This window comes from Candidatus Rokuibacteriota bacterium, assembly GCA_016209385.1.
In the GTDB taxonomy this organism is placed as follows: domain Bacteria; phylum Methylomirabilota; class Methylomirabilia; order Rokubacteriales; family CSP1-6; genus JACQWB01.
Map to the genome: position 1 here is coordinate 1 of JACQWB010000208.1, position 24,920 is coordinate 24,920.

Below are 24,920 nucleotides of genomic sequence, written 5' to 3' on the forward strand. Positions count from 1 at the left end.
CTCCGAGGCCTCCCCCAGGAATGGTGGTTCGAGCCGAGGGGCGTCGGCCATGCCGGGAGGCAGGCCCGCCACGAGGCGAGGCCCGAGTGGATTTTCGAGCCGAGGGGCGTCGGCCATGCCGGGAGGCAGGCCCGCCACGAGGCGAGGCCCGAGTTGGTTGCGCGGGCGAAGCCCGCGCTCGAAGGGCACTACTCTCCAGTGAGCGCGGTACCGCGCCCCGGAGCCGCGCTCAGGCGCTGGCTCGCCTTCCAGCTCGACCAGCTGATCTTCGGCGGGCTCTGGCTTCTGGCGGGAGCGTGGGGGGGCGCGATCTACCTCTCGGTGAGCCGCCGGCCCGCGAGCCTCGAGACTCTCCCGGTCTTTGTCGCCGTCCTGGTCGCGCTGGGAGTCCTCCTGCACGCGACGTACTGGACGGCGTTCGTCGGCGGCTGCGGGCAGACGCCCGGCAAGATGCTCCTGAGCCTCCAGGTGGTCGGCCGCGATGGCTCAGCCGTCGGGTACGGCCGGGCAGCCTGGCGATGGGTCGCGATGGGCCTCGCCGTGCTCCCGCTCGGGCTCGGGTTCCTCGGCGTGATGCTCACGCGCGACCGGCGTGGCCTCCACGACTGGCTGGCCGGGACGCGCGTCGTCAGGAGCGCGTCCGAGTAACGCCCTTAGAGCGCGGGCTTCGCCCGCGCAACTTCCGGGGGGAGGCTTCGGAAGGGGGGCGGATCCCCCCTCCGAGGGTCTAGGGGGAGGTCAGCGGCTGTCCGGGGAGGCTTCCGCGACTGCGGAGGCGAACGGCTCGAGCGGCTCGAGCGCCGCGAGGCGCTCGCCCAGGGGCGGGTGGCTCGCTAAGAGACCGTCCGGCTGCGGGCTCTTCGCGTTTACAGCAGTCACCGTCTCCAGCGCTGAGGCCAGCGTCCGGCGCGGGCTCGCGTGGCCCATGGCCCGCAGGATCTCGACCGCCTTCGCGTCGGCCGCCTTCACCTGGTCCCGGGAGAACGCGCGCACGACCAGCGGGTTCACCAGGAAGTCGGCGAGCCCCGCACCGGGGAAGGCGATACCGAGTGCCACGAAGCCGGCGGTGACGGACCAGGAGAGCGCGCGCCGCCGCGCCGCGTGTCCCAGCACCTCGTGAGCCACCTCGCGGGCGATCTCCGCCTCGACCACGGGGGCGGGAAGCCGCGCGAGGCCGTCGGTCACGTAGAAGGTGGCGTCCGCGTCGCTGTAGATCCTGGCCTCGTCGGCGCTGACTCGCGCGAAGCTGTAGCGGCTCGGATCGTCCCCGGCGGCCAGGGCCGCCAGGTAGAACGCTTGCGAGACCTTCTGCGTGTCCGGGTCGCTCAGGTCGGGGAAATAGGTTCCTGTCGGGGCTGTCGCGCAGGCGGAGAGCAACAGGGCTGCTGCGGCTGCGAGGAGGAGGCTTCGTCGTGACACGCCCTCCATCCTAGGTGGCGCCACCTGCGGGAGACGAAGAAAAAGGGAAGAGAGTTTGCCTCCCACGTGTTGGGGGCGGCGCTTCGCGGGCCCCTACAGGGAGCCTCCACCACCACCGCAGGGGGCTGGACGAGGCCGCGCGAGCGCGCGACAATGAGGGCGTGAGCGCCCGCGCGTGGCTGCTCGTGCTGCTCGTCCTCGTCCTGGCGGGCTGCGCCTCCGGAGGTCAGGTCGGCCGGAGCGACGATCCGGTGCGTGTCCGCTGCCTGACCGAGCTTGACCCGAGGGCCCGGAGCCCGATCGACCGCCCGCTGATCTTTCTCTTCTGTATCCAGACGCCCTGAGCCTGGCCCCGGCGCCGGGCGTCGCGAGAGCGAGGAGACCTCGCCGTGAAGAACCAGACGATCCGTGTGGGAATAGTCGGCGCGGGAGCCAACACGCGCCTCAGGCATATCCCGGGGCTCCGGGCCATCGGCGGCGTGGAAGTGGTCAGCGTGGCCAACCGCAGCCGGGAGTCGGCGGAGCGCGCGGCCACCGAGGTTGGCATCCCCAAGGTGTACGACCACTGGCTCGAGCTGGTGGAGGCCGCCGACACGGATGCGATCTGTATCGGGACGTGGCCCTACATGCACTGCCCCGTCACCCTGGCGGCGCTGGAAAACGGCAAGCACGTCCTGTGCGAGGCGCGGATGGCGATGAACGCGGCGGAGGCCCGGGCAATGCTCGCGGCGGCCCGCCGGCGTCCCCACCTCGTGACGCAGGTGGTGCCGGCTCCCCACACGCTCGCCGTGGACCGCGCGATCCAGGAGCTGATCGCCGACGGCTACCTGGGCGATGTCCTGGCGGTTGAGGTGAGGGCGATGCAGGCCGGCTTCGCGGACCGGGACGGCGCGCTCCACTGGAGGCACGACGCCGATCTCTCCGGCTTCAACACGCTGACGCTCGGCATCTGGTACGAGGCGATGATGCGCTGGGTGGGGCCGGCCCGGCGCGTGATGGCGATGACGAAGCTCTGCGTTCCCCGGCGAAAGGACGCGAGCGGGGTGCTGCGCGCGGTCACGGTGCCCGACCACGCGGAGGTCGTCGCCGACCTGGCCTGCGGCGGGCTCGCCCGCCTCTGCTTCAGCGGGGTGACCGGTCTCGCGCGGACGAACGAGGTGTGGCTCTTCGGCAGCGAAGGGACGCTGAGGCTGGACACGGCGGAGCTCAGGCTCTCCGGCGGCAGGCGGGGGAGCACGGCGCTCGAGGAGCTGGCCGTCCCCGAGGCGAAGCGGGGCCGCTGGCGGGTCGAGGAGGAGTTCGTCAACGCGATCCGTGGGAAGGAGCGGGTGACCCGCACCAGCTTCGAGGACGGCGTCCGGTACATGGAGTTCACCGAGGCGGTGATCCGGAGCGCCCGCTCCGGCGAGGCCATCCACCTGCCGTTATAGAACGGCGACGCGAGGAGCGCGTCGGGGTAATGCCCTTCGAGCGCGGGCTTCGCCCGCGCAACCGATTTCTTGGGGGAGGCCTCGGAGGGGGCCGTCGAGGCCCCCTCCGATGGTCCTAGGCGGAGTCGCAGGGCGGAATTTTCACGGTCAGGCGCTTGAGGCGCTGCGGCGTGAGGTCGGTCGTGAGCGTCCACGCCGGATCGGCCCGGGCGTCCTTCTTCTTCATCAGGAGCCATTCCTTGCCGGTGCCCCGCGCAAAGCGCGCGAGGGCGAACCCCCCCGCCAGCTTCTTCCCCTTCAGGACGAAGGCGAGCTTGCCGGCTTTTAGCTGAGCTTCGGGGTCTTCGCCCTCGACCGGCTCGTAGACGCCGTGATCCCAGACCACCACCGGGCCGGCGCCGTAGCTCCCCGGCGGGATGATCCCCTCGAAGTCGATGTACTTGATCGGGTGGTCGGGGACCATCACCGCGAGGCGCTTGTCGGCGGGGTTCATGGACGGGCCTTTGGGGATTGCCCACGATTTGAGGACCCCGCCCATCTCGAGGCGGAAGTCGTAGTGGAGCCGCGACGCCTTGTGCTCGTGAACGACGAAGCGGCGGACGGAACGAGTTGGCCGCCCCGGCATGCTACTTCGGCGCGGCCTTCGTGAGGTCGCTCCAGCGCTCCACGGTCCGGAGGTCGACTTCCGCCGGCTTGAAGAGGTCGCGGATCTTCTGCTCGCTGTCGGCTTCGAAGACGAAGTAGGAGAAATGACCTTTCTCCGTGGGCGTCAGTCAGAGCTTGTCCACGTACCCCTCGAGGAGCCGGATCCCGCGCCCCCTGAGGCTGTCGGGCGCCACCAGGCGCGTGAACCCTTCCATCTGCTCCTTGTGAGCGGCGGGACAATCGGCGGGCTTGTGGGAAAACGCGACCGTGAAGACCATGGCATCCTCCCTTCCAGGGTGTGCGCGCGAGCACGCGACGCTCGGACGGTCCCGAGGCCGGGTTCGAGACTGATCTGATTCTACACCAGGTCGGCCCTCTTCACTCCCCACTTCCTCTGGTTCTCCGCCGCCGTCATTCTCCTGGGGCTCGGCATCGCCGTGGCCAGCCGGGGCGAGGTCGGCCGCGACCTCGTCCGCCTGTTCGGCGTCGAGGCCCTCGTGTTGGCCTGGGTCACGATTCTGGCCGTCACCGTGATCCACGAGTTCGCCCACTGCCTGACCTGCAAGCGGTTCGGCGGCCACGTCCACGAGATGGGCTTCCTGCTCATCTACTTCCAGCCCGCCTTCTACTCGAACGTGAGCGACGCTTGGCTCTTCCCGGAGAAGTCCAGGCGGCTCTGGGTGACGTTCGCTGGACCCTACTTCGAGCTCCTCCTGTGGGCTCTCGCCACCCTCACCTGGCGCGTGACGGAGCCTGGGAGCTGGCTCAGCTCGGTGGCGCTGGTCGTGATGGCCACGTCCGGGATCAAGCTCTTCTTCAACCTCAACCCCCTGATCAAGCTGGACGGCTACTACCTCCTGAGCGACTTTCTGGGGATCCCGAACCTGAGGGCGAGGGCGTTCGGTTACCTCCGCGCGCTGACTGGACGGCTGTGGGGGTCGGCGCGCCAGGACGCTCAGGATGCGACCCCTCGAGAGCGCCGGATCTACCTCGCCTACGGCCTGCTGGCCGGGACCTATTCGGTCTGGCTCCTCGGGTACGTTGCGTTCGCGTTTGGCAGCTTTTTGCTCAACCGTTATCAGGGGGTCGGTTTCTTCCTTTTCACAGGACTGCTCGCGCTCATGTTCCGCAATCCGCTCAAGAAGGCGCTCGGGAAAGTGCCCGGCGTGGTCAGGCGCTCGCGGGGCCGGCTGGCTTCGAAGGTGCGGCCGGTAGCGCTCCTCGTTTGCCTCGCCGCGGGCCTCGCCGCCATCTTCCTCGTCCGCATGGAGCTCCGGATCGGGGGGGAGCTTACCGTCCTCCCCATCCACAATGCGGACATCCGGGCAGAAGTCGAGGGGCTCATCGAGGAGATCTATGCGGATGAGGGGGCGCTGGTGCGGAGGGGTGACCCGATCGCGCGCCTCGCCGACCGGGAGTACCGCGCTGAGCTTCGAAAGCTCGAGGCAGAGATCGACGAGAAGCGGGCAAAGCTGAAGATGCTCAGCGCCGGGCCCAGGCCGGAGGAGATCGCGCTACAACGGAAAGCCGTGGAGACGGCGGCAACGAAGGGGAAGCACGCGCGACGGCGATACGAAGAGGCCGCACAGGTACGCGCGAGCCGGCTCTCCCGGGCGAAGGCCGACCTCGCCAAGGCTGACGAGCGGCTCAGGTACGCGCGGAACGACCTGGACAGGTCCTCAAAGTTGTTTGCCGAGGACCTCATCGCGCGGAAGCAGCTGGAAGAAGCTCAGGAGCGGGTCGTCGTGCGGGAGAAGGAGGTGGAGACCGCGCAGGCCGAAGTCGGCGTGATCCTCTCCGATGACCTCGCGGAGGTACGAAAGGAGCTGGCCGTCGCGCAGAAGGAGGCCGAGGAGGCGGACGCGAAGCTGAAGCTCCTGCTGGCGGGGAGCCGATCGGAAGAGATCGAAGTCGCGCGGGCGGAGGTCGCGCCTGGAAGCGCACCGGCGCTACCTCTTGGAGCAGCTCGAGCGCGTGCGCGTGGTGAGCCCCATCAGCGGCATCGTCATGACTCCCAAGCTCAAGGAGAAGATCGGACAACACGTGAAGAAGGGGGACCTGATCGCCGAGGTCCACGAGCTGAAGACGATAAAGGCGGAGATCGCGGTCTCGGAGAAGGACATCGGCGACGTGAAGGTTGGACAGCGGGTGGTCCTGAGGGCCCGCGGCTTCCCGGAGAAGAGCTTCGTCGGCACCGTCACGGAGATTGCGCCCGCCGCGAAGCCGGAGACCGAAGCCTGGCAAGGGAAAGTCTTCCGTGTAACCACCGAGATCGACAATGCCACCGGCCTGCTCAGACCCGAGATGACGGGTAACGCCAAGATCTTTGCCGGAGATCGGCGGATCGTCGATCTCCTGACGCGGAAGCTCGCGCGGTACGTCCGGGTCGAGGTGTGGTCGTGGTGGTAAGTGGGGCCGGAGGGCTCTCGTCCCTTTTCGTTAGGGGGAGTTTCCGTCCCTGGATTCCGGGGTTTCCCTGATTGCCCCCGCCCGAGGCGTCGCCTAACGTTGAGGTTGCAACTTCTGCTCCGGGTACCGTCCCGGGTGCTCCGGGTGAAGGTTTGGGCGACCCCGTTCTCCCTGAGGGAGGGTAACCGTGGAGAGGGCTCTGGCAGCGTGGCTCCTTCTCGCCGTGGGCGCCGCATCTCTGCCCGGCCCGACGGAGGCCGTCCGCGGCGCCGTGGAGCAGCTTCGAGCCGTGGTGCAGGACTCGGGCCCGGCGGGCCCCGCCGCCGAACAGCGTCGTCAGGAGATCCGGCGGATTGCCACGCGGCTCTTCGACTTTCCCGAGATGGCCCGGCGCGCCCTGGCGCGGCACTGGAGCAGCCGGACCCCTCAGGAGCGCGAAGAGTTCGTGCGCCTCTTTACTGATCTCTTGGAACGGTCTTACCTGGTCAAGATCGAGAACTACTCCTGGGAGCGGATCGTGTATACCGGCGAGACCGTAGACGGGCAGTTCGCCACGGTCCGGTCCAGGATCGTCAGAGGGCAGAGGGACGAGATCCCGGTCGACTACCGGCTCCACCTGGTGGGCTCACGGTGGGCGGTCTATGATGTCCTCGTCGAGGGGGTCAGCTTCGTGAGCATCTACCGCGCCCAGTTCAACCGGGTCATTCAGACCGCCTCCTACGAGGGGCTGGTGGAGAAGATGCGGGCGCTCGAGCCTTCGGGCCTCGAGCTGAGCGCCCACAAGCCCTAGACAGTCGGAGGGGGCCTCGACGGCCCCCTCCGATACCTCCCCCCCCGAACTACAGGTTGCGCCGGCCGGGTACCCGCCCCGAAGGGGTGGGTGGGCGCTCGAACGGACGCTAGTGGCCCGGATCACCGGGCGCCCGCCGCCTGCACTTCGAGATCCAGGCCCTCAGCTCGCCGAATGTCGTCTGGCTGGGGTGTTGAGTTTTTGCCTCAGGGGATTTTCTCGGCTCGATTCAGGGGTTTACCCGATTCCCCCGCCCCTCTGAGGGAGGGATAGTTGCAACGTTAAGGATTCCACAGGGGAGACCCCGCTTCGTCGTCCGCCCAAAAGGGACGCCACCGAGCATGAGAGCGAATCCGAGAAGATTCCTAAGCCTTTCAACGATAGTGGCCGTGGTCTTGTTCGTCGCGAGCGTCATCTCCAGCTCATCCCTCGCTGTCGCCGCGCCGAGTTCCCGCCCTGCAAGCGGCCTCGCCCTTGCGGGAACAAATCGGCAAGCCAACATCTTCAAGATTCTCGTGGTCCTGGAGAACAAGGTCGATGGTCACACGCTGCCCGAAAAGGCGAGAGAGAAAATCTTCACGCTGGGTGACGCGCAAATCCGGCTCATCGCCTCCCTCTGCGATCGGATCGTCGGCGCTGGCGACACGGCAGGAGCAAACATCGCGTTTCTGCTCGTTACGGCTCTTATTATCTTCTCCTGACCATCTTTTCCTGAGCCTTCTTTCCCCTTGCCCGCCGGATGAGTGACCATCCTGGAACCAGGGCTGTTCGCGGCACGTCGTAACGGCCGCCCGGTGTATGTGGCATCGTCTTCTTGCGAGCGCGGCGCGCGTCTTAAAGGGCCCGGCGACGCTCCTGTACCACGTTCTCGTGGTCGCCCTGAGCGCCGGGGCCGCACTGTCTCTCCCCTATGTTGTCGGTTTTATCGCCCAGAAGTTTCTCGATTACTGGTCGCTCATCGAGAACGAGCGGGTCTTCCTCATATCCCTCGAAATAGCGGTCGCGATCTTGCTCATCCTCTTTTTCCATTACGTATGGCGAAGCTGGGAGGACAGGAAGCTCGCCAGGATGGCACGGGGGGCGCGGCTGGCCTATTTCCCCTCCAGCCGACGGCTCCTCGCACGGAGACGGGTCAAGAACCTGAAGGATACGCAGGGCCTTCGACGGGACGTCATGCTGATCGGGTCAACCGGGTTCCGAACCTTTATGGACCCGAGGGGAGACCTGCACAACGTGATACAGAACTGCCGTACGGCGAGAATCCTGCTCCTCAATCCGCACAGCGAGGGAGCGAGCGTGCGCGCGAAGAGCATTCCCGATCCCGACATTACTCCGGAGAGCTTGACGCGGCAGATAACTCGGACCGTCGATTTTCTCAAGGGGCTCAAGGCGATCCAGAAAGATGTGAAGCTCAAGCTCTACCCGGAGGCACCGTTCTTGAAGCTCGCCGTGCTGGGCGATTACGCCTGGGTGCAGCACTACCACGCCGGCCTGGATGTCCAGGCTATGCCCGAGTACATGTTCGAGCACGACCAGAATCCCGGGAGCCTTTACGCCATCGTTTATCAGTACTTCCTGACAATGTGGAAAGACGCTGCGATCCCCGAATACGACCTGGAGACGGACGAGCTGATTTACCGGGATGCGACCGGAAACGAAGCCAGGAGGGAAAAGTTTCAGAAGGCGCCGCTCGAGGTGAGCGAGTGGCCTGAGCCTGAAGCCGACATCCCCGCCTAACCCTGCTGCCCGGGCATCCGGCACTCGTTTGCTGCGCACTTACTTGAGGATGGCTAGGACATCAGGACGGTTCAGGAACTCCTGGGGCACAAGGACGTGAGCACGACCATGATCTGCACTCACGTTCTGAACCGGGGTGGGCGTGGGGTTTACAGCCCGGCAGATCGCCTGTGACGGGACGGTCTGTTAGCCTGATATACTGCGGGCTGATATCCGGCTAGCGCACTGTCGCGCCTGTGCCCCGCTCGCCGCTCGGGGGTGACGATCCTGCTCACGGCTTGTCGCGTCAAGAGATCGGGGCCCTGGAGGCACGGCTCAGAGCAGAGGCGTGGTTGGACCGGCGGCAGAATCGCCAGCGCGAAGCCGCGAAGAAGAATCATTGCGCCACCAACATATCGAGGAGACCGGCGAAGCGTGCCGAGCATCACTGATGAGCAGCCTGATTGTTGAGTATCGGCGACTGACGGTAGGCCCGGAGAAACTGCCAGCGCTTGACGCGGCCTTAACGCTCCTGGAGAAGGCCACAGGTCTCCACATCCGCGTGCATCGCGGGTCGGTCGTCGTCACAAAGATTCCGGCGTGGATACCACCCGTACGATCCTGGAAGTCGCTGTCGAACCTCGTCGAAAAGCAAGCTACCGGGAGCGATGGCCAGTGGCTGAGCCCTCGGCGCGAGAGAAACCAACTCTTGCTTCGCATTAGATTCCTTCGCACTGAGTGGTGTTTGACTACCCTGCCTCGACATCTCTCGGCGGAGCGGCTCCCAGACACGCAGTATTCCTTCATAATGGAGAGCCTTCTTCTCCTGTTTCATCAAGCGTACTTCGCCCTCTTACCCAAACTGGACAAGGCCGGCTTGAGGGCAGAACGTGACGAACTGGTCTCGACATTCTTCGGATTCGCGGAACGCGTGCCCGACATCGCCGAGCGCTTCCGCATCGCAGGGTTGGCATACGAAGCCCGCGCCGACGCCGCTAGCGCGGTCGCTTCCTTCGAGAAGGCTCTATCCGCCAGCCACGTCGACGAGGACGTTTTTATGACTCGGCTTCAGACTTTCTGGATGGCCCTCTTGGACAAGGGGGATTTCACGGCTGCACTGCAGCTGCTCCTCAAGTTCACGCCTATGGTTTCTCTCAAGCAACTACCCGAGCTACGAGAACTCATCCTCGCAACTTTCCTGGAATATGGCGATGCGCGCACCGAAGGGGGAGCCGCCGGATGACCTTCGATTGCAGCGGTCGTGCTATGCACGCCGCTGAATCGTGCGTTAGGTACCCGGCAAGGAAGGACGCGCAATGTCACAGCCAAGCGCCCTAACCGAGAAGATCAAGCAACACTACGCGACGCCCGATCTAGGAGCTTCAATTCTCGCGGCCTTGGCATGCAGGGAAAGACGTCAAGAACCTCAAACCGGAGGACTTCGCGCCGGTTGACGAGTTTCACATTCGGGGCCGCGAGGCCACTCTCGAGCTTGCGGGTGTGGTAGGTCCCGGGCCGAACATGCATGTGCTCGACGTCGGCAGTGGCCTCGGCGGGCCCGCACGCTGCCTCGCCGACGAGTTTGGCTGCCGGGTAACGGGCATTGACCTGACCGATGAGGGCTGGGCCCACCATACGAGAGGGGGCTGGCCGCCGCTGGAGTCCCGGCCGTCCCGGGCGGGAGGCCTCTGAGCACCACGATGATCTACAATCGCGGGGGCCGGGAGTGCTGCCGAGCTCGGAAACGGCCTGGGATCATCTGCGACCCGAAGAGCATTTAGGCTGACCGCAGCCGCAGTGTTTGTGTCCGGGCAGCTCCTCGACGTGGCCTTCCTAAACGACTGGAACTGCTATAGAATTCCCGCAACGGGTTAGCAGCGCTGCGACGCGCTATGCTGACCGACCTACTGCCAGACGGCCGATGGGAGGAACCATGGCGACCGACAAACCACAACGGGTGCACTTGGCTGGCTCGGTTCTCGACCGCTCCCGCCATGTGTGCGCCTTCTTCCACACCAAGGACGAGGAATATTATGTTCTCTTGCCCTTCATCAACGACGGCTTCGATGACGGCGACAAGGCCTATCACATCGTTGAATCCGGGCACCGCCCGGAACACCGGCGACGCCTCCAGGCCGCTGGCATCGACGTCGCCACGGCCGAACGGAAGGGGCAGCTCGACATCCGTGCCTGGGAGGAGGCTTACCTGCGCGATGGACATTTCGACCAGAACCGCATGCTCGCCCTGATTGAAGAGGTGCTGACCCGCGGCAAAACGCAGGGCTACCGGCTCACCCGCCTCGTCGCCAACATGGAATGGGCCCTGGAAGACCGCCCCGGCGTCGGTGAGATCGTAGAGTATGAGACTCGGTTAAACTACGTGCTGCCCAAATACGACGATGCCGTGGTCTGAACCTACGACTTGGCCCGGTTCGGTGCCGACATCGTCATGGACATCTTCCGGACGCATCCGATGGTGATCATGGGGGGCAGACTTCAGCTGAACCCGTTCTTCGTGCCGCCGGACCAGATGCTGTGGGAACTGCGGCAGCGCCACAAGCCGACTCCCTCTTAGATGCGCTGCCTGACAGATCGCTTCACCGAACAGCCGCGAGCCACCGCGCGAGCCGATACGCTTTGGTTGCTGAGTTGCCGGATTCGCTGCCGGTGCTTTCCGGTTAGAGGGGGCAGTCGGTGAATTTGGTCGTTAGACTATGCTCCCGTAAGGAGGAGAAAATGGGTCCACATCTGAAATCCCGCATGGTCCCACCACATCGTCGGATCGCCGTGCTGCTCATAGCAGCTGTGCTGACCCTGGGCGTCGCCCAGGGGGTTGCCGGCCAGCCGACCTCGGCGGGGGAGGTGGTCGTTGCCTGGCATGTCACCCTCGCCCCGACCTGGTTCGACCCGTCCACCGCGCCGCCACAGATCACCCCCTTTGGGCTGCTTTATGCGATCCACGATGCGCTGCTCCGCCCGCTGCCGGGGAAAAAGATGGCCAACACCCTGGCGGAGTCGTGGACGGAGAGCCCGGACGGGCTGGTGTACGAGTTCAAGCTGCGCCGCGGGCTCAAGTTTCACAACGGCGACCCGGTCACCGCCGAGGACGTGAAGTTCAGCTTCGAGCGTTACAAAGGGGCGGGCGCCAGGGAACTGCAGGGACGCGTCGAGCACGTGGAGGTCGTCGATCCCCTGACGGTGCGCTTCCGTCTGAAAGCGCCCTGGCCGGACTTCATGACCTTCTATGGGACCACGGCTACGGCCGCCGGGATCGTCGTTCCCAAGAAATATGTCACGCAGGTCGGGGACGAGGGCTTCAGGAAACATCCCATCGGGGCCGGCCCCTATAAGTTCGTGAGCCACAAGCCCGGCGTGGAGGTGGTGCTGGAAGCCAACGCCGGGTACTGGCGGCATGTGCCCCACGTCAAGCGGCTCATCATGAAGAGCGTCCCTGAAGGGACCACGCGCCTGGCGATGCTGAAGAAGGGAGAGGCCGACATCGGCGTCGCCTTTGATGGGCAGGAGGCCGAGGACGTGAAGCGCGATCCGCGTCTGACGCTGGTGGCCACGCGGCATGCGTCCATCTTCTGGCTCGAGTTCGCCGACCAGTGGGACCCCAAGTCGCCGTGGCACGACAAGCGCCTGCGGCTGGCGGTGAACTATGCCCTGAACCGCAAGGCGATCAGCGACGCCGCCTGTGTGGGCCTGTGCCCGCCCGCCGGGGTCATCGTGCCCCGCGTGATGGACTTTGCCCTGCAGGTGGCGCCGCCGCCCTACGACCCCCAGAAGGCGAAGCAGTTGCTCGCCGACGCCGGCTATCCCAACGGGATGGACGGCGGGGAGCTGGTGCCGATTCCGCCCTTCTTCACGGTGGCGGAGGCCGCGGTGAACGATCTGAACGCGATCGGGATCCGGGTGAAGATGCGACCGGTGGAGCGCGCGACCTTCTACACCCAGTGGCGGGAGAAGAAGCTCAAGGGCCTGTTCATCACCGCAGCGGGGAACTCGGGCAACGCGGCCAGCCGCGTCGCGGAATTCATTTACTCCAAGGGAAGCTATTCCTACGGAGGATATCCCGACATCGACGAGCTGTTCCAGCAGCAGGCACGGGAGCGGGATCCCGCCAAGCGCGAAGCCTTGCTCCATCGCATCCAGCAGCTCACGGTCGACCGGGTGATGTTCGCGCCGATCATGGACTTGCGGGCGCTGATGGGGGTCGGGCCGCGGCTGGCCGACCACACGATCACCGCGATCCCGATGTACCCTTTCCCCTCCTATGAGGACATGCGGCTCAAGGCGCAATAGGGGGACAACACCTTCAACCGATGGCTCCTGAGCGGAGTGATATTGTGAAAGGCGTGACGCTTCCCACCGAGACCGTGTTCGTGATGGAGATGTCGCCGATCAAGTTCGGCCTGGGTGCCACCGACGAGATCGGGTACGACCTGCGCCGGCTCGGCGTGAGCAAGGCCCTGATCTTCACCGACGGGAACCTGGCCGCCCTCGGCCTGCCGGAACGGGTCCGCGGGCTCCTGGGCGAGGAGGGGATCAAGGCCGAGACCTATGACGGGGTCGAGATCGAGCCGACCGACCGGTCGATGGAGGAGGCTGCCGCCTGGGCCCGCACCAAGGAGTTCGACGGGCTCGTCGCGGTGGGGGGCGGCAGCGCCATCGACACCGGCAAGGCCGTCAACCTCCTCACCTGCTACCCGGCGCCCCTCCTCGACTACGTGAACAAGCCGGTGGGCAAGGGCATCCCGGTACCGGGGCCGCTGCGCCCCCTCGTCGCGGTGCCCACCACCGCCGGGACCGGAAGCGAGACGACGGCCGTCGCGGTGACCCACGTGGTCGACCAGGGCATCAAGGCCGGGATCTCCCACCGCCTGCTGCGCCCCGCCCTCGGCGTGGTGGATCCCTTGAACACCCTCAGCGCGCCCGCCGAAGTCACCGCCGCCGCCGGCTGCGACATCCTCACCCACGCCATCGAGTCGTACACGACGCGTCCCTACGACGCCCGCCCCAAGCACCATCCGCCTGACCGGCCCGCCTACATCGGCGCCAACCCGGCCAGCGATATCTGGTGCGAGAAGGCCATCGAGTACGTGGGGCGCTACCTCCGGCGCGCCGTCCTCAACCCGCTCGACCTCGAGGCGCGCACGCACCTGGCCCTGGCGGCGAACTACGCCGGGATCGGGTTTGGGAACGCCGGGGTCCACATTCCCCATGCCCTCGCCTACCCGATCGCGGGGCTCGTGCGCGACTACCTCCCCACCGGCTACCGGGTGAGCCACCCGCTCGTCCCCCACGGCGTGTCGGTGATCCTGACCGCGCCCGCCGCCTTCCGGTTCACCTACCCGACCTCGCTCGAGCGGCACCTGCGCGCCGCCGAGCTGATGGGCTTTTCGACAGCCGGACTCGCCGAGGGCGAGTGGGGGGAGGCGCTGCCCCGGGCCCTCGCCCAGCTCATGCGCGACGTGGGGATCCCCAACGGCCTCACCGCGGTGGGCTACGGCGAGCGCGACATCGCCGCGCTTGTCGAGGGCACGCTCCGGCAGCCGCGGCTCCTGGCCGGGGCGCCGCGCCCGGTCGGGGCGGTCGACCTCGAGGCCATCCTGCACGACTCGATGCGCTGCTGGTGAGGCGAAGCACCTCACCGCTGGGGGGCCCCGTTTGCCAGTTTTCCCCTTGAGACGGCGCATCGCGTCTCCTCGAGTCCGCGCCGCCCCCGATCTGATTTCGGCGCCGTCCAACTCCCGGGGGAAGGCAGCTCAGCTCACGATCGCCAGGTTCTCGCGGGGCGGGTGGGGATGTCGTACCCAGCTCGTGGCGCCTCCAGGGACGAGACCGCGCGCTGCCCTGACTGGTCAGGGCTGAGGGGGCGATGGGGTGAGCGAGAAGTGAGAGTGGACTGCTACCCACTCGCGCTCGCGGGGCACCAGAAAGACAGTCGCCCGGCCCGGTCGGGGAACGGTCGTCCCATCGGGTTGGACGCCCAGTGAGTCCCAGGGGACGGTCACGCAGAGTCCCTGCTCCCCACCCCAGCAGCGCAGCTCGTCGAGCCGGAAGGTAAAGCCACGAATCGAAGGCCAAACGGGTCGCCACTGTTCGCGCTCCAGCGTCTCACGGTCTCTCACCGTGTAGGCGCGGGTACCAAAAGCGATGACGTCGGCAGCGAAGAGTGGCCGGGCAGCCGCGTAGTCAAGCGGCCGCACACATCGCTCCAGCGCCATTAGCCACCGCCGGGCCACATCGGTCGAGCGGTCAACGTGCGGTCCGCTGGATTCCTGGGCCATCAGCCACCTCCTCGATTCAGAGAGAATCCGTGGCGCACTCCCATCCCGCAGCCGGGATTACACTGGCCGTGACCATCGCGCGATATCCTACCAGGAGGCCGGAGGGCGCGCCCCCCGAGCACCAGCCACCTGGCCAGCCTGCCGCATCCCCCACGCGGTGGAACGGAGTCCGGTTCCGAAAGCACGGGCGGTCTTGTGCTAGAATTTCTTCCGTTCACTGGAACCGGGCGAGCGTTCCGCCCTCCGTGTTGAAGGACCGGCCGGTCGTCGCAGGTTTCCCCGGGGCAGATCCCACGCGGGACAGGTTCCGTTTCGTGGATCGGCTGAGAGAGGTGGGCTTCGATGGCAGATGTGGCGGTCGTGGCGCTCGTGACCCTCGACAGCAAGGCCGAGGAGGGGCGGTTTCTGTGTGAGGCCCTCCGGAGGGCGGGAGCTCGCCCGGAGCTCATCGATATCTCCCTCCGTCCCCACGCAGTCGAGGGGGCGGCTGTCCCGGGCCGCGAGCTGGCCCAGGCTGCGGGCTCGACCTGGGAGGCGCTGGCTGGCCTGGACCGGGCGCGGGCGGCGGAGATCGTGATCGCTGGCGGGCGCAAGGTGGTCACTGAGCTGGTCGCCTCAGGCAAGATTTCCGGCGCCGTCGGGATCGGGGGGGCCAACGGGACCACCGTGGCCTGCGGCATTATGCGCTCCCTTCCACCGCTCTTCCCGAAAGTGATGGTCACCCCCGTTGCGGCGACGGCGGCCGTGCAGTGGTATGTGGCCGAGAGCGACATCGTCATGTTCCCTTCCATCGGGGACGTGTCGCTCAACCGCATCACGCGGGCCGTGATCGAAAATGCCGCCCGGGCCGTCGTGGCGATGGCGAGAGGTCGGGCGGAGGAATCGGGGGCGGCCGCGAGGAAGACGCCTCTCGTGGCGGTCTCTTCCTTCGGCGGGACGGCTGGCTGTGTCCAGGGAGTGGCGGAGCGGCTCAAGGCGGCGGGCTTTGAGGTGATCCTCTTCCACGCTTCGGGGCCCGGGGGGAGAGCGCTTGAATCGCTCGCTCGAAGAGGGGAGCTGGCCGGCGTGGTGGATGTCACGACTCACGAGCTGGTTGACCTGGTCGTCGGGGGCGTGTACAGCGCCGGCGAGGAAAGGCTGAGGGGCGCCGCGGAGGCGGGCCTCCCGCAGGTCGTGGTTCCCGGGGCCCTCGACCACGCGAACTTCTGGGCCGGGATGGTGCCCGAGCGGTTCCGGGGCCGCGAGTTCTTTCTCTTCAACCCGCACAACATCCTGATGCGCACGAACGCGGAGGAGTTCGAGGCCCTCGGGAAGCTGATGGCCGAGCGGCTGAACCAGGCGCAGGGCCCGTTCATCGTCCTCATCCCGGCGCGGGGCTTCAGCGAGCACACCCGCCGGACGACGCACGATCTGGAGGGCCGCCCGCGGGGGCCATGGCGTCAGCCCGAGACGGACGCCGCCTTCGCTCGCTCCCTTCGGGCCCATCTGAAACGGGGTGATCTCCGGGAGCTGGACCTCCACATCAACGACCCGGCCTTTGCCGAAGCGTGCGCGGGCGCCTTTCTGGAGTTGCTGGGACGCCCGGGCTGAGGCCTTTCTGCCATGCCATTCGACATCCCGGTGGAGCATCACGCGACCGACGTGCTGATCGTCGGAGGCGGGGCGGCCGGCACCATGGCCGCCTTCGAGTGCGCCGCGGCGGCGGTCAGCGTCATCCTCGCTACAAAGGGGCGAGCGACCAGCGGGACGACCACGGTTGCTCGGGGCGGATTCGCGGCGGCCCTGGCCGAGGGCGATAGCCCCGAGCTTCACCTCCAGGACGTCCTTCGTCATGGGGGGGAGCTGATCGACCCGGACCTGGCGAGGACCTGGGTGTACGGCATCGGCGATGTCGTGAGAGACCTTCGGGAGTGGGGGGCGGAGTTTGTGACGGACACGGAGGGGAACCTGGACCTGAAGATGTTCCCCAGCCACCGCCATCCCCGTGCGGTCCACCACTACGACACGACGGGCAACATGCTCACCAAGCTGCTCTCCAGGAGGCTTCGGAGCGATTCGAGGATCGTACAGCATTCCAATACGGCCGTCCTCGACCTCGTCAAGGTGGACGGCCGCATCGTTGGGGCCTGGGGGGTGGACTACTCGCGTTGCCGGCTGGTCTCCTATTCCGCGAAGGAGACCATCCTGTGCACGGGGGGCGGCAGCGGGCTTTTCTACGTCAACGACAACCCCCCTCAGGTGACGGGAGACGGCTACGTGCTGGGATTTCGGGCGGGAGCGCCGCTGATCGGCCTCGAGATGATCGACTTCCAGGCCATGTGTTGCGCGCCGGAGGAGCTCTTCGGCTTTCCCCCGCATCCCACGGGGTTCATCAACGCGGGGGCTGTGTTCCGCAACCGCGACGGCGAGCAGTTCTTGAAGCGTTACTTCCCCGAGACGGCCGAGAAGAGCACGCGGAGCGAGGTGATCCTCGCCATGGCGAAGGAGATCCACGCGGGCCGGGCGGGGAAAACAGGGGGGATCTTCATGGATGCGACGGAGGTTCCCCTGGAGACGATTCTCCGGCAGATCCCGCACGTCTATAAGTCCTGCCTGTCACGTGGGATCGACATCACAAAGACGCCGCTCGAGGTGGCTCCGGGCAGCCACACCTGGCTCGGGGGTTTGAGAATCGACCTCGACGGGCGCACTCCCGTTCCCGGGCTCTGGGTTGCCGGGGAGACGGCCGGTGGAATCCACGGGGGGAACCGGATCGGCGGCTCGGCGCTCTCTGCGTCGCTGGTCTACGGCCGGAGGGCCGGAAGAGCGGCCGCCGGTTGTGCGAGGGCGGCTCGTCGCCCGGGCCCGATCGGGATTCCCACCGAGGAGCGCGACTGGGTCGCCGGCCTGCTGGCGCGGGGCGAAGGTCCGCTTCAGGCCGAGGTGAGGCTTCGCTGTCGGCTGCTCGCCCATGAGTTGCTGGGGCCGATCCGCGCCGCCCGGGGTTGCCGCGAGGCCCTGGCCGAATACGAGCAGATCGAGCGGGAGGATCTTCCGCGGATGCGCCTGGCCGATGAGGCCCGCTCGTCCGAATGGGCGCGCGGCCACGAGCTGGAGAGTGCCCTATCCGTGCGGAACCTGGCCCTCCTTGGCCGCCTCCTCGCGACGGCGGCTCTCCGCCGGGAGGAGAGCCGCGGGGCCCACTACCGGCTGGATTTCCCCGAGACGGACGATGCGCGCTGGCGCGTGGTCACCCGCCTCGAGAGGGGCTCTGGCGAGCAGATCGAGTTTCACACCGATCCCGTAAAGGACCACGCACGGGTGGCCGTGTAAGTCATCCGCCGGGCGCCCGCCCGGCCATGCTCAGGCACAGCCACACGACCGGGCTCGAGCCCGGGAGAGCCCTCAAGAGGTTGGGTTCCCTGACTGTGACGCGTCACCCTGCGCTCAGCGCACCACCATAGCTTCGGGGAGCCCTTCGAAATCCACGTCTGCGGTCACAAGCCTGGCGCCGTGGCGCCTGGCGGTCGCGTAGACGATGGAGTCAGCCATGGCGAGGCCGCGCTCCAGCGAGATGTCCGCCGCCTCCAGCGCCAGCGACGCGTCAACGGGGACGATCGTGGCGCGGCGCAGGGCCGAGACAGCCGCGAGGGCTCGCTCCTCCGAGAGGTCTCGGCGGATGACCTTGTAAACCTCGTAGATCTCGATTGTGGACACCAGCAGGGGCTCCCTGCCCTCGAGGTAGGGGGCGAAGCGATCAGCCAGCGGCCGGTTGGCGAGGTACTCGATCCAGCCGCTCGAATCGACCAGGATCAGAGGCGGTCCTTCTTCTCTCGGAGGCCTTCGGGCGCTACTCCCTTGGCCACCCCGCGCAGGGCCCGCATCGGGCGCTCGGGAACGAGGAAGATGACCCCCCCCTTCTCCAGGACTGTGAGCTTCGTGCCGGGGCGGAGTCCGAGGCGCTCCCGTGCCCGGCGCGGAAGCACGAGCTGGAACTTGCTCGAAAGCGTCACCGTCTCCATCGCTTTACAACGAGCATATCGATCGACGATCGGTAAGTCAACAAGCCGGTGCGGGCGCCCAGCGCCCCATGCGGCGATCGCTAATACCCTAACTCCTTCCTCACGGTCTGCGCCCCCTGGACCAGGGCGTCGAGCTTCTGCCGGGCGATCCTGCGCGGGGTTTCCCAGAAGCCGCAGTCCGGGTTCAGCCAGAGCTTGTCGGCGGAGACATACTGGAGCAGGAGCCGGATGCGAGCGGAAACTTCCTCGGGCGGTGCGGTATGATGACAACGACTTTTGGAAGTTTCGACCTGCGTAAACTGGGGGTCAAGACGTGAGACGACGCGCCGGGGGTGTTTTCGGCTTCATTCTGCTAGTACTGATCGAGCTGTCCAGCCCGGAATTCGCTGAACTTCGCAACCTTTCTCCCGAAGCTTTGCGGTCTCGGTTTCAACTGCCACGTGATTGCGAACCCAGCATCACTGCCATGACGGTCGCGGGAAACTCCAATCGCTTCCTCGTCCTCATCGACTGTCTGCGGGGTGAGCCCCAGCGATGGGTCCCGTCACACCTACCGGGTCCTTGACGCGGTTTCATTTCCGTTGCCGGGTCTGGGCGGCGGCCAGGGAGCTTCTCGTGTTCGACCTCTATCCGGGGGCCCTCAAGGAGCGCCGGAGCATGCGGAGGCGGGACATCACGGATTTCCTGTAACCAGGGGTCAGGCCGCGTCGATCTCTGGTTTCCACGCGTCTGACGTGGCTGCCCCCGTTCCGCGGTCGCCATGAACGGTACCGGCTTGCGGAGCGGAAGCTCAGGCGCTAGACTCCGCGTCGACAACGTGATTGGGGAGCCGCCGGGTACGGAGAGGCGGTTGGGAGGCGCGCACCGGGAGGAGCGGATGATGACGAAGAATTTCGCGATCTTCGACTGTGACAGCCATGTGGTGGAGCCTCCCGAGATCTGGGACGAGTACGTGCCGAGCACGGTCCGAGCATGGGTCAAGACCCAGTTTCACTTCCACACGGACACAGAGCTCTTATGCATCAACGGGCGCGTCGTTCCGGCTGCCCGCGAGCGCTCCAACGCGGCCGAGGTCGGCTGGCCGCGCTGGGACAAGAAGCTGATCGGCTCGCTCACCCCGGGCACGGACGAGTGGAAGGAGAAGCTCGGACGCCTGGCGGGGTGCCGGGATCCCCATGCCCGGCTCCGGGATATGGACGCCCTCGGCACGGACCAGGTGATGCTCTTCCCGACCTGGTTCGTGCGCCTGGCGTTGGTACGGGACCCTGAGGCGGCCCGCATCCTGACTCGGGCCTACAACGACTGGGTGTACGACTACTGCGGTGCGGACCGGCGACGGCTTTTCCCCTGCGCCGTCTTGCCCATTCAGAGCGTCGAGCACTCGGTGGAGGAGCTGCGTCGCGCCGCAAGGCTCGGCTTTAAAGCGGCGGCGGTCCGCCCGTGTTTCTGGAACGGGCGGTATCCCACGCTGCCCGAATTCGATCCCCTGTGGCGGGAGTTCGAAGACCTCGGGATCGTCCTCGCGATGCATACCTTCCCGTCGAGGGAAGCGCTCACTCCGGAGTGGGCGCAGCGGATCGCCCGGACGCGGGCCTCCGGCCAGGGTTTGCTCTTCACCGACGAAAGCGTCGTCTACTCGCCGGGGCAGTTCGTGAGCAACATCGTCTTTGCCATGGATCCCCACATCGATAGCTCCGAGTCGCTCGGGTTCATCTTCGAGGCCATGACGTGGCTGACGACGGTGTTGATGAGCGGATGGCTGGAGAAGTTCCCGAAGCTGAAAGCGGCGGTCCTGGAGTCAAACGCGACGTGGCTCCCGTTGGCTCTGTCCCGGAGCCGGAATTTCCTCGACCTCTACGCGTTTCAGCGCGGCCGCGAGGTCCGAGATCCCTACGAGGTCTTCTACGAACGCTGCTTCATCGCGTTTGAGTCGGACGAGGAGCCCGTCTACCGCATGTGGGACGTCTACGAGAACATCGGGATCTGGTCCTCGGACTATCCGCACCACGACGCCGAGGACGCGTGGGAAGCGCTCGAGCTGATGGAACGGCACAAGGTGCCGTCGGACGTCGAGGCAAAGCTCCTCGGGGAGAACGCCCGGCGGCTCTACGGGATCGACCCCGTGCTCGTGGTTAAAGAGCGGATTGACGCGTACGAGCCCGCGAAGCTTCCGTGGTAGTTGCGCGCGCCCGTAGCCTCTGCCCGGGCTTGAGAAGGGCTCAATTACCACCTAATGGGCGAGATAGAATCGGCGCTGGCGGCGATGGCTCGTGCTCGTGGCGTGGGCGAAAGTATCGCCAACCGGGACGTTCAAAGCTATGCCGCCTGGGGGAGCGGGGTAATCTACGCGCTCGCGGGAGAGTGGGAAGCCGGCGTTGACGCGTGCCGGCGAGGCGTGGAGCTATCCCCGGATCCGCTCACGCGCGCTCTCGCGTCGGCCTCTTTGGGTTACGCCTATCTGGAAAAGGGCGAGGCGAGTCAGGCGATTCCGCTGCTCGAGCAGGCCGTGCAGCGAATGAGCCAGTTTCGATGGCGACAGCTCCAGGGCTGGTTCGCCGCCTGTCTGAGCGAAGCCTTCCGCTTGAACGGCCAAATCGACAAGGCCCGAGAGCTGGCCCTACAGGGTTTGGGAATTGGTCGCGACGCCGGGTTTGGGTATGCGGTCGGGCTCTCCCAGCGAGCTCTGGGACGAATCGCCCAAGCGCGCAGCGCCTTCCCCGAGGCGGAATCCTATCTCAACGAAGCTCTCCAGACCTTTGGCTCTATGCAGGCGCGACTGGAGGCAGGACGGACACATTTGGCCCTGGCCGAACTCGGCCACGCGCGTGGAGACCGGGAAGCGCTTGCGTCACATCTCAAAGAAGCCCATCAGCAGTTCAAGGTGCTGCGGGTCCCTAAGCATGTGGAGCGAACCGAGCAGCTCGCCCGGAAATTGGGAGTATCCCTCTCGTCGGAAGGCTGAGAAAGAGCGTTCTGGCAGGCCTTGTAAGGCGGGTTCTGTGCTCGCTGGAACTCCTGGAAAACAAAAAGAAAAGCACCAGAGAAGGCCTGTAAGCCGGGTTCTGGACCCCGGACGGTTTCCTCGCCCGGGGCGATGGTCATTTCTCTAGGATGCCGGTTGCCCGACACCTCCAGCGGCCTAACCCGAGGGCACCGGACGGGCCATCCTTCTCCCTTGCGGGAATCGCCCTCCTATTTGGCCTTGCACCGGGTGGGGTTTGCCGAGCCAGCCCGGTCACCCGGGCTGCTGGTGAGCTCTTACCTCACCGTTTCACCCTTACCGTCTCGCGACGGCGGTCTGTTCTCTGTGGCACTGTCCGTGGGGTCGCCCCCCCTGGGCGTTGCCCAGCACCCTGCCCTGCGGAGCCCGGACTTTCCTCCCGCCACGAGTGTGTGGCCGGCGACCATCCGGCCTTCTCTGGTGCCAGTCAAAGAGCGCACGTAAAGCGCCTCTATTGTATCACCGGGCCTGCCCGCGCGCCGCGCGGCGGCAGCCGGCGAAGGCGAGGCGTCTCCTACGCCGGGCAGCGGCGGGCTTCCCTCAGCGCGATCCTGAGCCCGCTCGCCACGATCACGGCCGCCCCGCCCCACGTCCAGAGGCTCGGCACGTCGCCGAACAGCAGGTAGCCCGCCACGGCGGCCCACACGAGCTGGATGTAGTGGAATGGCGAGATCGTCGAGGCGGGCCCCCGGACGAAGGCGCGCGCCACGCAGTAATGCCCCAGCCCGCCGAGGACGCCGAGGGCCGAGAGGATCAGCCAGTGCACCAGGCGCTCCGGCGTCTTCCAGAAGAACGGCACGATGGCGGTAAACACCGCCGTGCCGACGAGGGCACTGTACGCGACGCTGGTCTCCGGCGTGTCGAAGCCCGCCACATAGCGGGTGAGGAGCTGGTAGCCGGCGTAGCACGCCGCGCTCCCCAGGACCAGGAGGGCGTAGGGATTCGCCGCCTCGCTGCCCGGACGGAGGATGATGAGCGCGCCGCCGAACCCGGCGCCGATCGCGACCCAGTGACCGAGGCTCACGCGCTCGCCGAGCGCCGGCCCGGCCAGCGCGGCAACGATGATGGGCGCCGTAAACGATACGGCCGTCGCATCGGCCAGCGGCACGTAGGCGAGGGCCGTGAAGAAGAAGCTGGTCGAGGAGATCAGCAGGAGCGACCGGGCCAGCTGCAGAAGCGGTTTATGGGTTTCGAACAGGCGCCACCCGCCATGGCCGGGAGCAAAGATCGCCGTGATGAAGAGGAAGTGCCCAAGGTTCCGCGCCCAGATCAGCTCGACCGTGGGGAGGTGGGCGCTCAACGACTTGACGCCGGCGTTCATCGTCACGAAGAGCACGGTGGCGCCCCCCATGAACAGAATTCCGCCAACCATGCCGGGCGAGGTGAGGGAGTGGCGAAGGTGGGGTCAGGTCTGGGCCAGGCGGGCCTGGTTGGCGAGCCGGTCTGCCGCGCGGTTCGCCTCGCGGGGGACGTGCTCGATGGCGAAGCTCTTGAAACTCCCTGCCAGACGCCGTGCCTCCGCGTGGAGCGGCTTGAGCTTCGGGTCCTTCACCCGGTACTCGCCGAGGAACTGACGGACGAGGAGCTGGGAGTCGGAGCGGACGGTGACAGTCCGGGCGCCGAGCTGGCGGGCCTTGCGGAGGCCGGCCAGGAGGGCCTGGTACTCCGCCTGGTTGTTCGTGACGTGACCGATCGCCTCTCCCCACGCCTCGACGGGGGTCCCGTCCGCGCCGGTGGCGACGACGCCGATGGCTCCCGGGCCCGGGTTTCCTTCCACCGAGCCGTCGATGTAGAGGACGAGCGCGGTAAACCTGCTCACGGTGAGGTCGCGACGGGACATCGAGTGAGCGTGACCTCCGGGACGGAGCTCCCGCGTGGGCCGTCTCCCGGAATCAGGTGGGGATCCAATAGAGGTATCGGCCGCAGCTCTCGCAGGTGCGGAGGCTCGACTGCTGCTTCAGCTCCTGGAACGCCTGGGGCGGCAGGCTCACGCGGCAGCCGCCGCAGATGCCGCCCGGGAGCACCTGCGCCACGGCCAGGTGGGCCAGGTGGCGGAGAAGCTTCTCGTAGCTGGCCAGGAGGTCGGAGGGGAGCTGGCCGGCCAGGGCTTCCCGATCGCTGCGAACGAGGGTGACCTCGCTTTCCAGGTCGGCGAGCCGCCGCTTCACCTCAGCCTCTTCGGCCTTCGCCTGGGCCTCCCGCGCCCGGAGGGCCACCTCGGCGTCCCGCGCCTCCACGACGAGCCGCTCCTGGCGCTCCATGAGGGCCAGGATCTCTTCCTCGATCCGGGCCTTCTCCTGCTTGATCTCCTCGATCTCCACCAGCACCGCCGAGTACTCCTTGTTGGTCTTCACCTCGTAGAGGCGGGCCTCGGCCTTGGCGCGCTTGGCGGATGAAAATTCAAGATCCTTCTCCTTGAGCCGGATCTCCTTCTTCGTGGCGTCGAGCTTCCCCTTTAGCGCCTCAGCGCCCTGCGCGGCTTCGGTCACGGACGCCTGGATCGCGGCGAGCTGAGCCGGGAGCTTCGCCAGCTCACCCGAGAGGTCTGCGAGCTTGCTGTCGAGCGCCTGGAGGTCGATCAGGGTCTGCAGCTGGAGATCCACCGTTCCTCCGGACACGTGGTGGGCCCACCCGGACTCGAACCAGGATCTAACCGGTTATGAGCCGGCGGCTCTGCCAATTGAGCTATGGGCCCGGGGGGCATGATAACAAAAAGGCGGACGGACCGCGAGGTCCGCCCGCCCCTCGCCACACGGAGGTGGTTCGGGTGCCCGCTGAGGAAGGCTCGCTTCGCTCGCGCATCTCGCCAGGCACTCATGACTCGAGGAAGCTCCGGAGCTTCTTCGAGCGGGAGGGGTGGCGGAGCTTCCGGAGCGCCTTGGCCTCGATCTGCCGGATCCTCTCGCGCGTGACCGCGAAGTCCTGCCCCACCTCTTCGAGGGTGTGCTCGCAGCCATCGGAGAGGCCGAAGCGGAGCCTGAGCACCTTCTCCTCGCGCGGGGTGAGGGTGTTCAGGACCTTGTTCGTCTGCTCCCGGAGCGACAGCCCGATGATCGACTCGACCGGCGAGACGACCTGCTTGTCCTCGATGAAGTCGCCCAGGTGGGAGTCCTCCTCCTCGCCGATGGGCGTCTCGAGCGAGACGGGCTCCTGCGAGACCTTCACGATCTCGCGCACCTTGTCGGGCGTGATGAGCATGCGCTCGCCGATCTCCTC

The 24,920-nt window shown here is 66.7% G+C and carries 26 protein-coding genes, 1 tRNA gene, 1 other RNA gene and 2 pseudogenes; 17 read left to right on the forward strand and 13 right to left on the reverse strand.

Annotated features, from left to right (window positions below):
* Positions 1 to 153: 153 nt before the first annotated feature.
* Positions 154 to 648 (forward strand): RDD family protein, encoded by a 495-nt coding sequence (locus HY726_15190; GenBank protein MBI4610343.1) that lies wholly within the window; start codon positions 154 to 156, stop codon positions 646 to 648.
* A gap of 90 nt (positions 649 to 738) precedes the next feature.
* On the opposite strand, the gene HY726_15195 is transcribed toward HY726_15190, so the two are convergent.
* Positions 739 to 1,419, reverse strand: a complete 681-nt coding sequence (locus tag HY726_15195; protein ID MBI4610344.1) for a M48 family metalloprotease — start codon at positions 1,417 to 1,419, stop codon at positions 739 to 741.
* 161 nt (positions 1,420 to 1,580) lie between these two features.
* Between HY726_15195 and HY726_15200 the strand changes: the two genes are divergently transcribed.
* Both HY726_15200 and HY726_15205 read left to right on the forward strand, forming a co-directional pair.
* Positions 1,581 to 1,763 (forward strand): hypothetical protein, encoded by a 183-nt coding sequence (locus tag HY726_15200; protein ID MBI4610345.1) that lies wholly within the window; start codon positions 1,581 to 1,583, stop codon positions 1,761 to 1,763.
* Positions 1,764 to 1,808: 45 nt separating this feature from the next.
* Positions 1,809 to 2,849 carry a Gfo/Idh/MocA family oxidoreductase gene (locus HY726_15205; GenBank protein ID MBI4610346.1) on the forward strand — a complete coding sequence of 347 codons (1,041 nt, stop codon included), beginning with the start codon at positions 1,809 to 1,811 and terminating at the stop codon, positions 2,847 to 2,849.
* Positions 2,850 to 2,964: 115 nt separating this feature from the next.
* Here the strand turns inward: HY726_15205 and HY726_15210 are convergent, their stop codons facing one another.
* Positions 2,965 to 3,474, reverse strand: coding sequence for a 3'-phosphoesterase (locus tag HY726_15210; GenBank protein MBI4610347.1), 510 nt, complete (start codon positions 3,472 to 3,474; stop codon positions 2,965 to 2,967).
* A gap of 148 nt (positions 3,475 to 3,622) precedes the next feature.
* On the reverse strand, positions 3,623 to 3,772 hold the full coding sequence (locus HY726_15215) for a hypothetical protein (protein ID MBI4610348.1): 150 nt from the start codon (positions 3,770 to 3,772) through the stop codon (positions 3,623 to 3,625).
* A 159-nt stretch (positions 3,773 to 3,931) separates the two neighbouring features.
* On the opposite strand from HY726_15215, the gene HY726_15220 reads away from it, so the two are divergent.
* The 9 genes and pseudogenes from HY726_15220 to HY726_15260 all read left to right on the forward strand — a co-directional run bounded on the left by HY726_15220 (position 3,932) and on the right by HY726_15260 (position 14,048).
* Positions 3,932 to 5,809, forward strand: coding sequence for a biotin/lipoyl-binding protein (locus HY726_15220; protein ID MBI4610349.1), 1,878 nt, complete (start codon positions 3,932 to 3,934; stop codon positions 5,807 to 5,809).
* A 281-nt stretch (positions 5,810 to 6,090) separates the two neighbouring features.
* Positions 6,091 to 6,693: an ABC transporter substrate-binding protein gene (locus HY726_15225; protein ID MBI4610350.1), complete on the forward strand. Its 603-nt coding sequence runs from the start codon at positions 6,091 to 6,093 to the stop codon at positions 6,691 to 6,693.
* A 389-nt stretch (positions 6,694 to 7,082) separates the two neighbouring features.
* Positions 7,083 to 7,394: a hypothetical protein gene (locus HY726_15230; protein ID MBI4610351.1), complete on the forward strand. Its 312-nt coding sequence runs from the start codon at positions 7,083 to 7,085 to the stop codon at positions 7,392 to 7,394.
* A 169-nt stretch (positions 7,395 to 7,563) separates the two neighbouring features.
* The gene (locus tag HY726_15235) at positions 7,564 to 8,430 is read left to right on the forward strand and encodes a hypothetical protein (GenBank protein ID MBI4610352.1); all 867 of its coding nucleotides are present in this window, start codon (positions 7,564 to 7,566) and stop codon (positions 8,428 to 8,430) included.
* A gap of 15 nt (positions 8,431 to 8,445) precedes the next feature.
* A pseudogene (locus HY726_15240) lies at positions 8,446 to 8,604 on the forward strand (tyrosine-type recombinase/integrase).
* A gap of 256 nt (positions 8,605 to 8,860) precedes the next feature.
* Positions 8,861 to 9,652 carry a hypothetical protein gene (locus HY726_15245; protein MBI4610353.1) on the forward strand — a complete coding sequence of 264 codons (792 nt, stop codon included), beginning with the start codon at positions 8,861 to 8,863 and terminating at the stop codon, positions 9,650 to 9,652.
* 690 nt (positions 9,653 to 10,342) lie between these two features.
* Positions 10,343 to 10,984 (forward strand): annotated as a pseudogene (locus tag HY726_15250) (MEDS domain-containing protein).
* A gap of 161 nt (positions 10,985 to 11,145) precedes the next feature.
* A complete protein-coding gene (locus tag HY726_15255; protein ID MBI4610354.1) occupies positions 11,146 to 12,714 on the forward strand; it encodes an ABC transporter substrate-binding protein in 1,569 nt (522 codons plus the stop codon).
* A gap of 20 nt (positions 12,715 to 12,734) precedes the next feature.
* A complete protein-coding gene (locus HY726_15260) occupies positions 12,735 to 14,048 on the forward strand; it encodes an iron-containing alcohol dehydrogenase (GenBank protein MBI4610355.1) in 1,314 nt (437 codons plus the stop codon).
* Between the two features lie 225 nt (positions 14,049 to 14,273).
* Here HY726_15260 and HY726_15265 read toward each other — a convergent pair whose 3' ends face one another.
* Positions 14,274 to 14,702: a nuclear transport factor 2 family protein gene (locus HY726_15265; GenBank protein MBI4610356.1), complete on the reverse strand. Its 429-nt coding sequence runs from the start codon at positions 14,700 to 14,702 to the stop codon at positions 14,274 to 14,276.
* Positions 14,703 to 15,044: 342 nt separating this feature from the next.
* Between HY726_15265 and HY726_15270 the strand changes: the two genes are divergently transcribed.
* Entirely contained in the window at positions 15,045 to 16,292 is a 1,248-nt protein-coding gene (locus tag HY726_15270; GenBank protein ID MBI4610357.1) for a Tm-1-like ATP-binding domain-containing protein, read from the forward strand.
* Between the two features lie 12 nt (positions 16,293 to 16,304).
* Positions 16,305 to 18,014 (forward strand): FAD-dependent oxidoreductase, encoded by a 1,710-nt coding sequence (locus HY726_15275; protein ID MBI4610358.1) that lies wholly within the window; start codon positions 16,305 to 16,307, stop codon positions 18,012 to 18,014.
* A gap of 114 nt (positions 18,015 to 18,128) precedes the next feature.
* Here HY726_15275 and HY726_15280 read toward each other — a convergent pair whose 3' ends face one another.
* The 3 genes from HY726_15280 to HY726_15290 form a co-directional block, all read right to left on the reverse strand.
* Positions 18,129 to 18,497: a type II toxin-antitoxin system VapC family toxin gene (locus HY726_15280; GenBank protein MBI4610359.1), complete on the reverse strand. Its 369-nt coding sequence runs from the start codon at positions 18,495 to 18,497 to the stop codon at positions 18,129 to 18,131.
* Positions 18,494 to 18,703 carry an AbrB/MazE/SpoVT family DNA-binding domain-containing protein gene (locus HY726_15285; protein ID MBI4610360.1) on the reverse strand — a complete coding sequence of 70 codons (210 nt, stop codon included), beginning with the start codon at positions 18,701 to 18,703 and terminating at the stop codon, positions 18,494 to 18,496. The genes HY726_15280 and HY726_15285 overlap by 4 nt, the downstream gene beginning before the upstream one ends.
* An 80-nt stretch (positions 18,704 to 18,783) precedes the next feature.
* Positions 18,784 to 18,933: a hypothetical protein gene (locus HY726_15290; protein ID MBI4610361.1), complete on the reverse strand. Its 150-nt coding sequence runs from the start codon at positions 18,931 to 18,933 to the stop codon at positions 18,784 to 18,786.
* Positions 18,934 to 19,237: 304 nt separating this feature from the next.
* On the opposite strand from HY726_15290, the gene HY726_15295 reads away from it, so the two are divergent.
* From HY726_15295 to HY726_15305, 3 genes are all read left to right on the forward strand, one after another.
* Positions 19,238 to 19,393, forward strand: a complete 156-nt coding sequence (locus tag HY726_15295) for a hypothetical protein (protein MBI4610362.1) — start codon at positions 19,238 to 19,240, stop codon at positions 19,391 to 19,393.
* 187 nt (positions 19,394 to 19,580) lie between these two features.
* The gene (locus tag HY726_15300) at positions 19,581 to 20,882 is read left to right on the forward strand and encodes an amidohydrolase family protein (protein MBI4610363.1); all 1,302 of its coding nucleotides are present in this window, start codon (positions 19,581 to 19,583) and stop codon (positions 20,880 to 20,882) included.
* Positions 20,883 to 20,936: 54 nt separating this feature from the next.
* Positions 20,937 to 21,665, forward strand: coding sequence for a hypothetical protein (locus HY726_15305; protein ID MBI4610364.1), 729 nt, complete (start codon positions 20,937 to 20,939; stop codon positions 21,663 to 21,665).
* 73 nt (positions 21,666 to 21,738) lie between these two features.
* Here HY726_15305 and rnpB read toward each other — a convergent pair.
* The 6 genes from rnpB to HY726_15335 all read right to left on the reverse strand — a co-directional run.
* An RNA gene (gene rnpB / locus HY726_15310) (RNase P RNA component class A) lies at positions 21,739 to 22,123 on the reverse strand.
* A 95-nt stretch (positions 22,124 to 22,218) separates the two neighbouring features.
* Complete coding sequence (locus HY726_15315) at positions 22,219 to 23,076, reverse strand: DMT family transporter (protein MBI4610365.1); 858 nt, start codon at positions 23,074 to 23,076, stop codon at positions 22,219 to 22,221.
* Between the two features lie 33 nt (positions 23,077 to 23,109).
* A complete protein-coding gene (locus HY726_15320) occupies positions 23,110 to 23,544 on the reverse strand; it encodes a ribonuclease HI family protein (GenBank protein ID MBI4610366.1) in 435 nt (144 codons plus the stop codon).
* 52 nt (positions 23,545 to 23,596) lie between these two features.
* Positions 23,597 to 24,307, reverse strand: a complete 711-nt coding sequence (locus HY726_15325) for a hypothetical protein (protein ID MBI4610367.1) — start codon at positions 24,305 to 24,307, stop codon at positions 23,597 to 23,599.
* A gap of 16 nt (positions 24,308 to 24,323) precedes the next feature.
* Positions 24,324 to 24,399, reverse strand: a tRNA-Ile gene (locus HY726_15330).
* A 119-nt stretch (positions 24,400 to 24,518) separates the two neighbouring features.
* Positions 24,519 to 24,920 (reverse strand): sigma-70 family RNA polymerase sigma factor (locus HY726_15335; GenBank protein MBI4610368.1); only part of this gene is annotated, 402 nt, incomplete at its 5' end.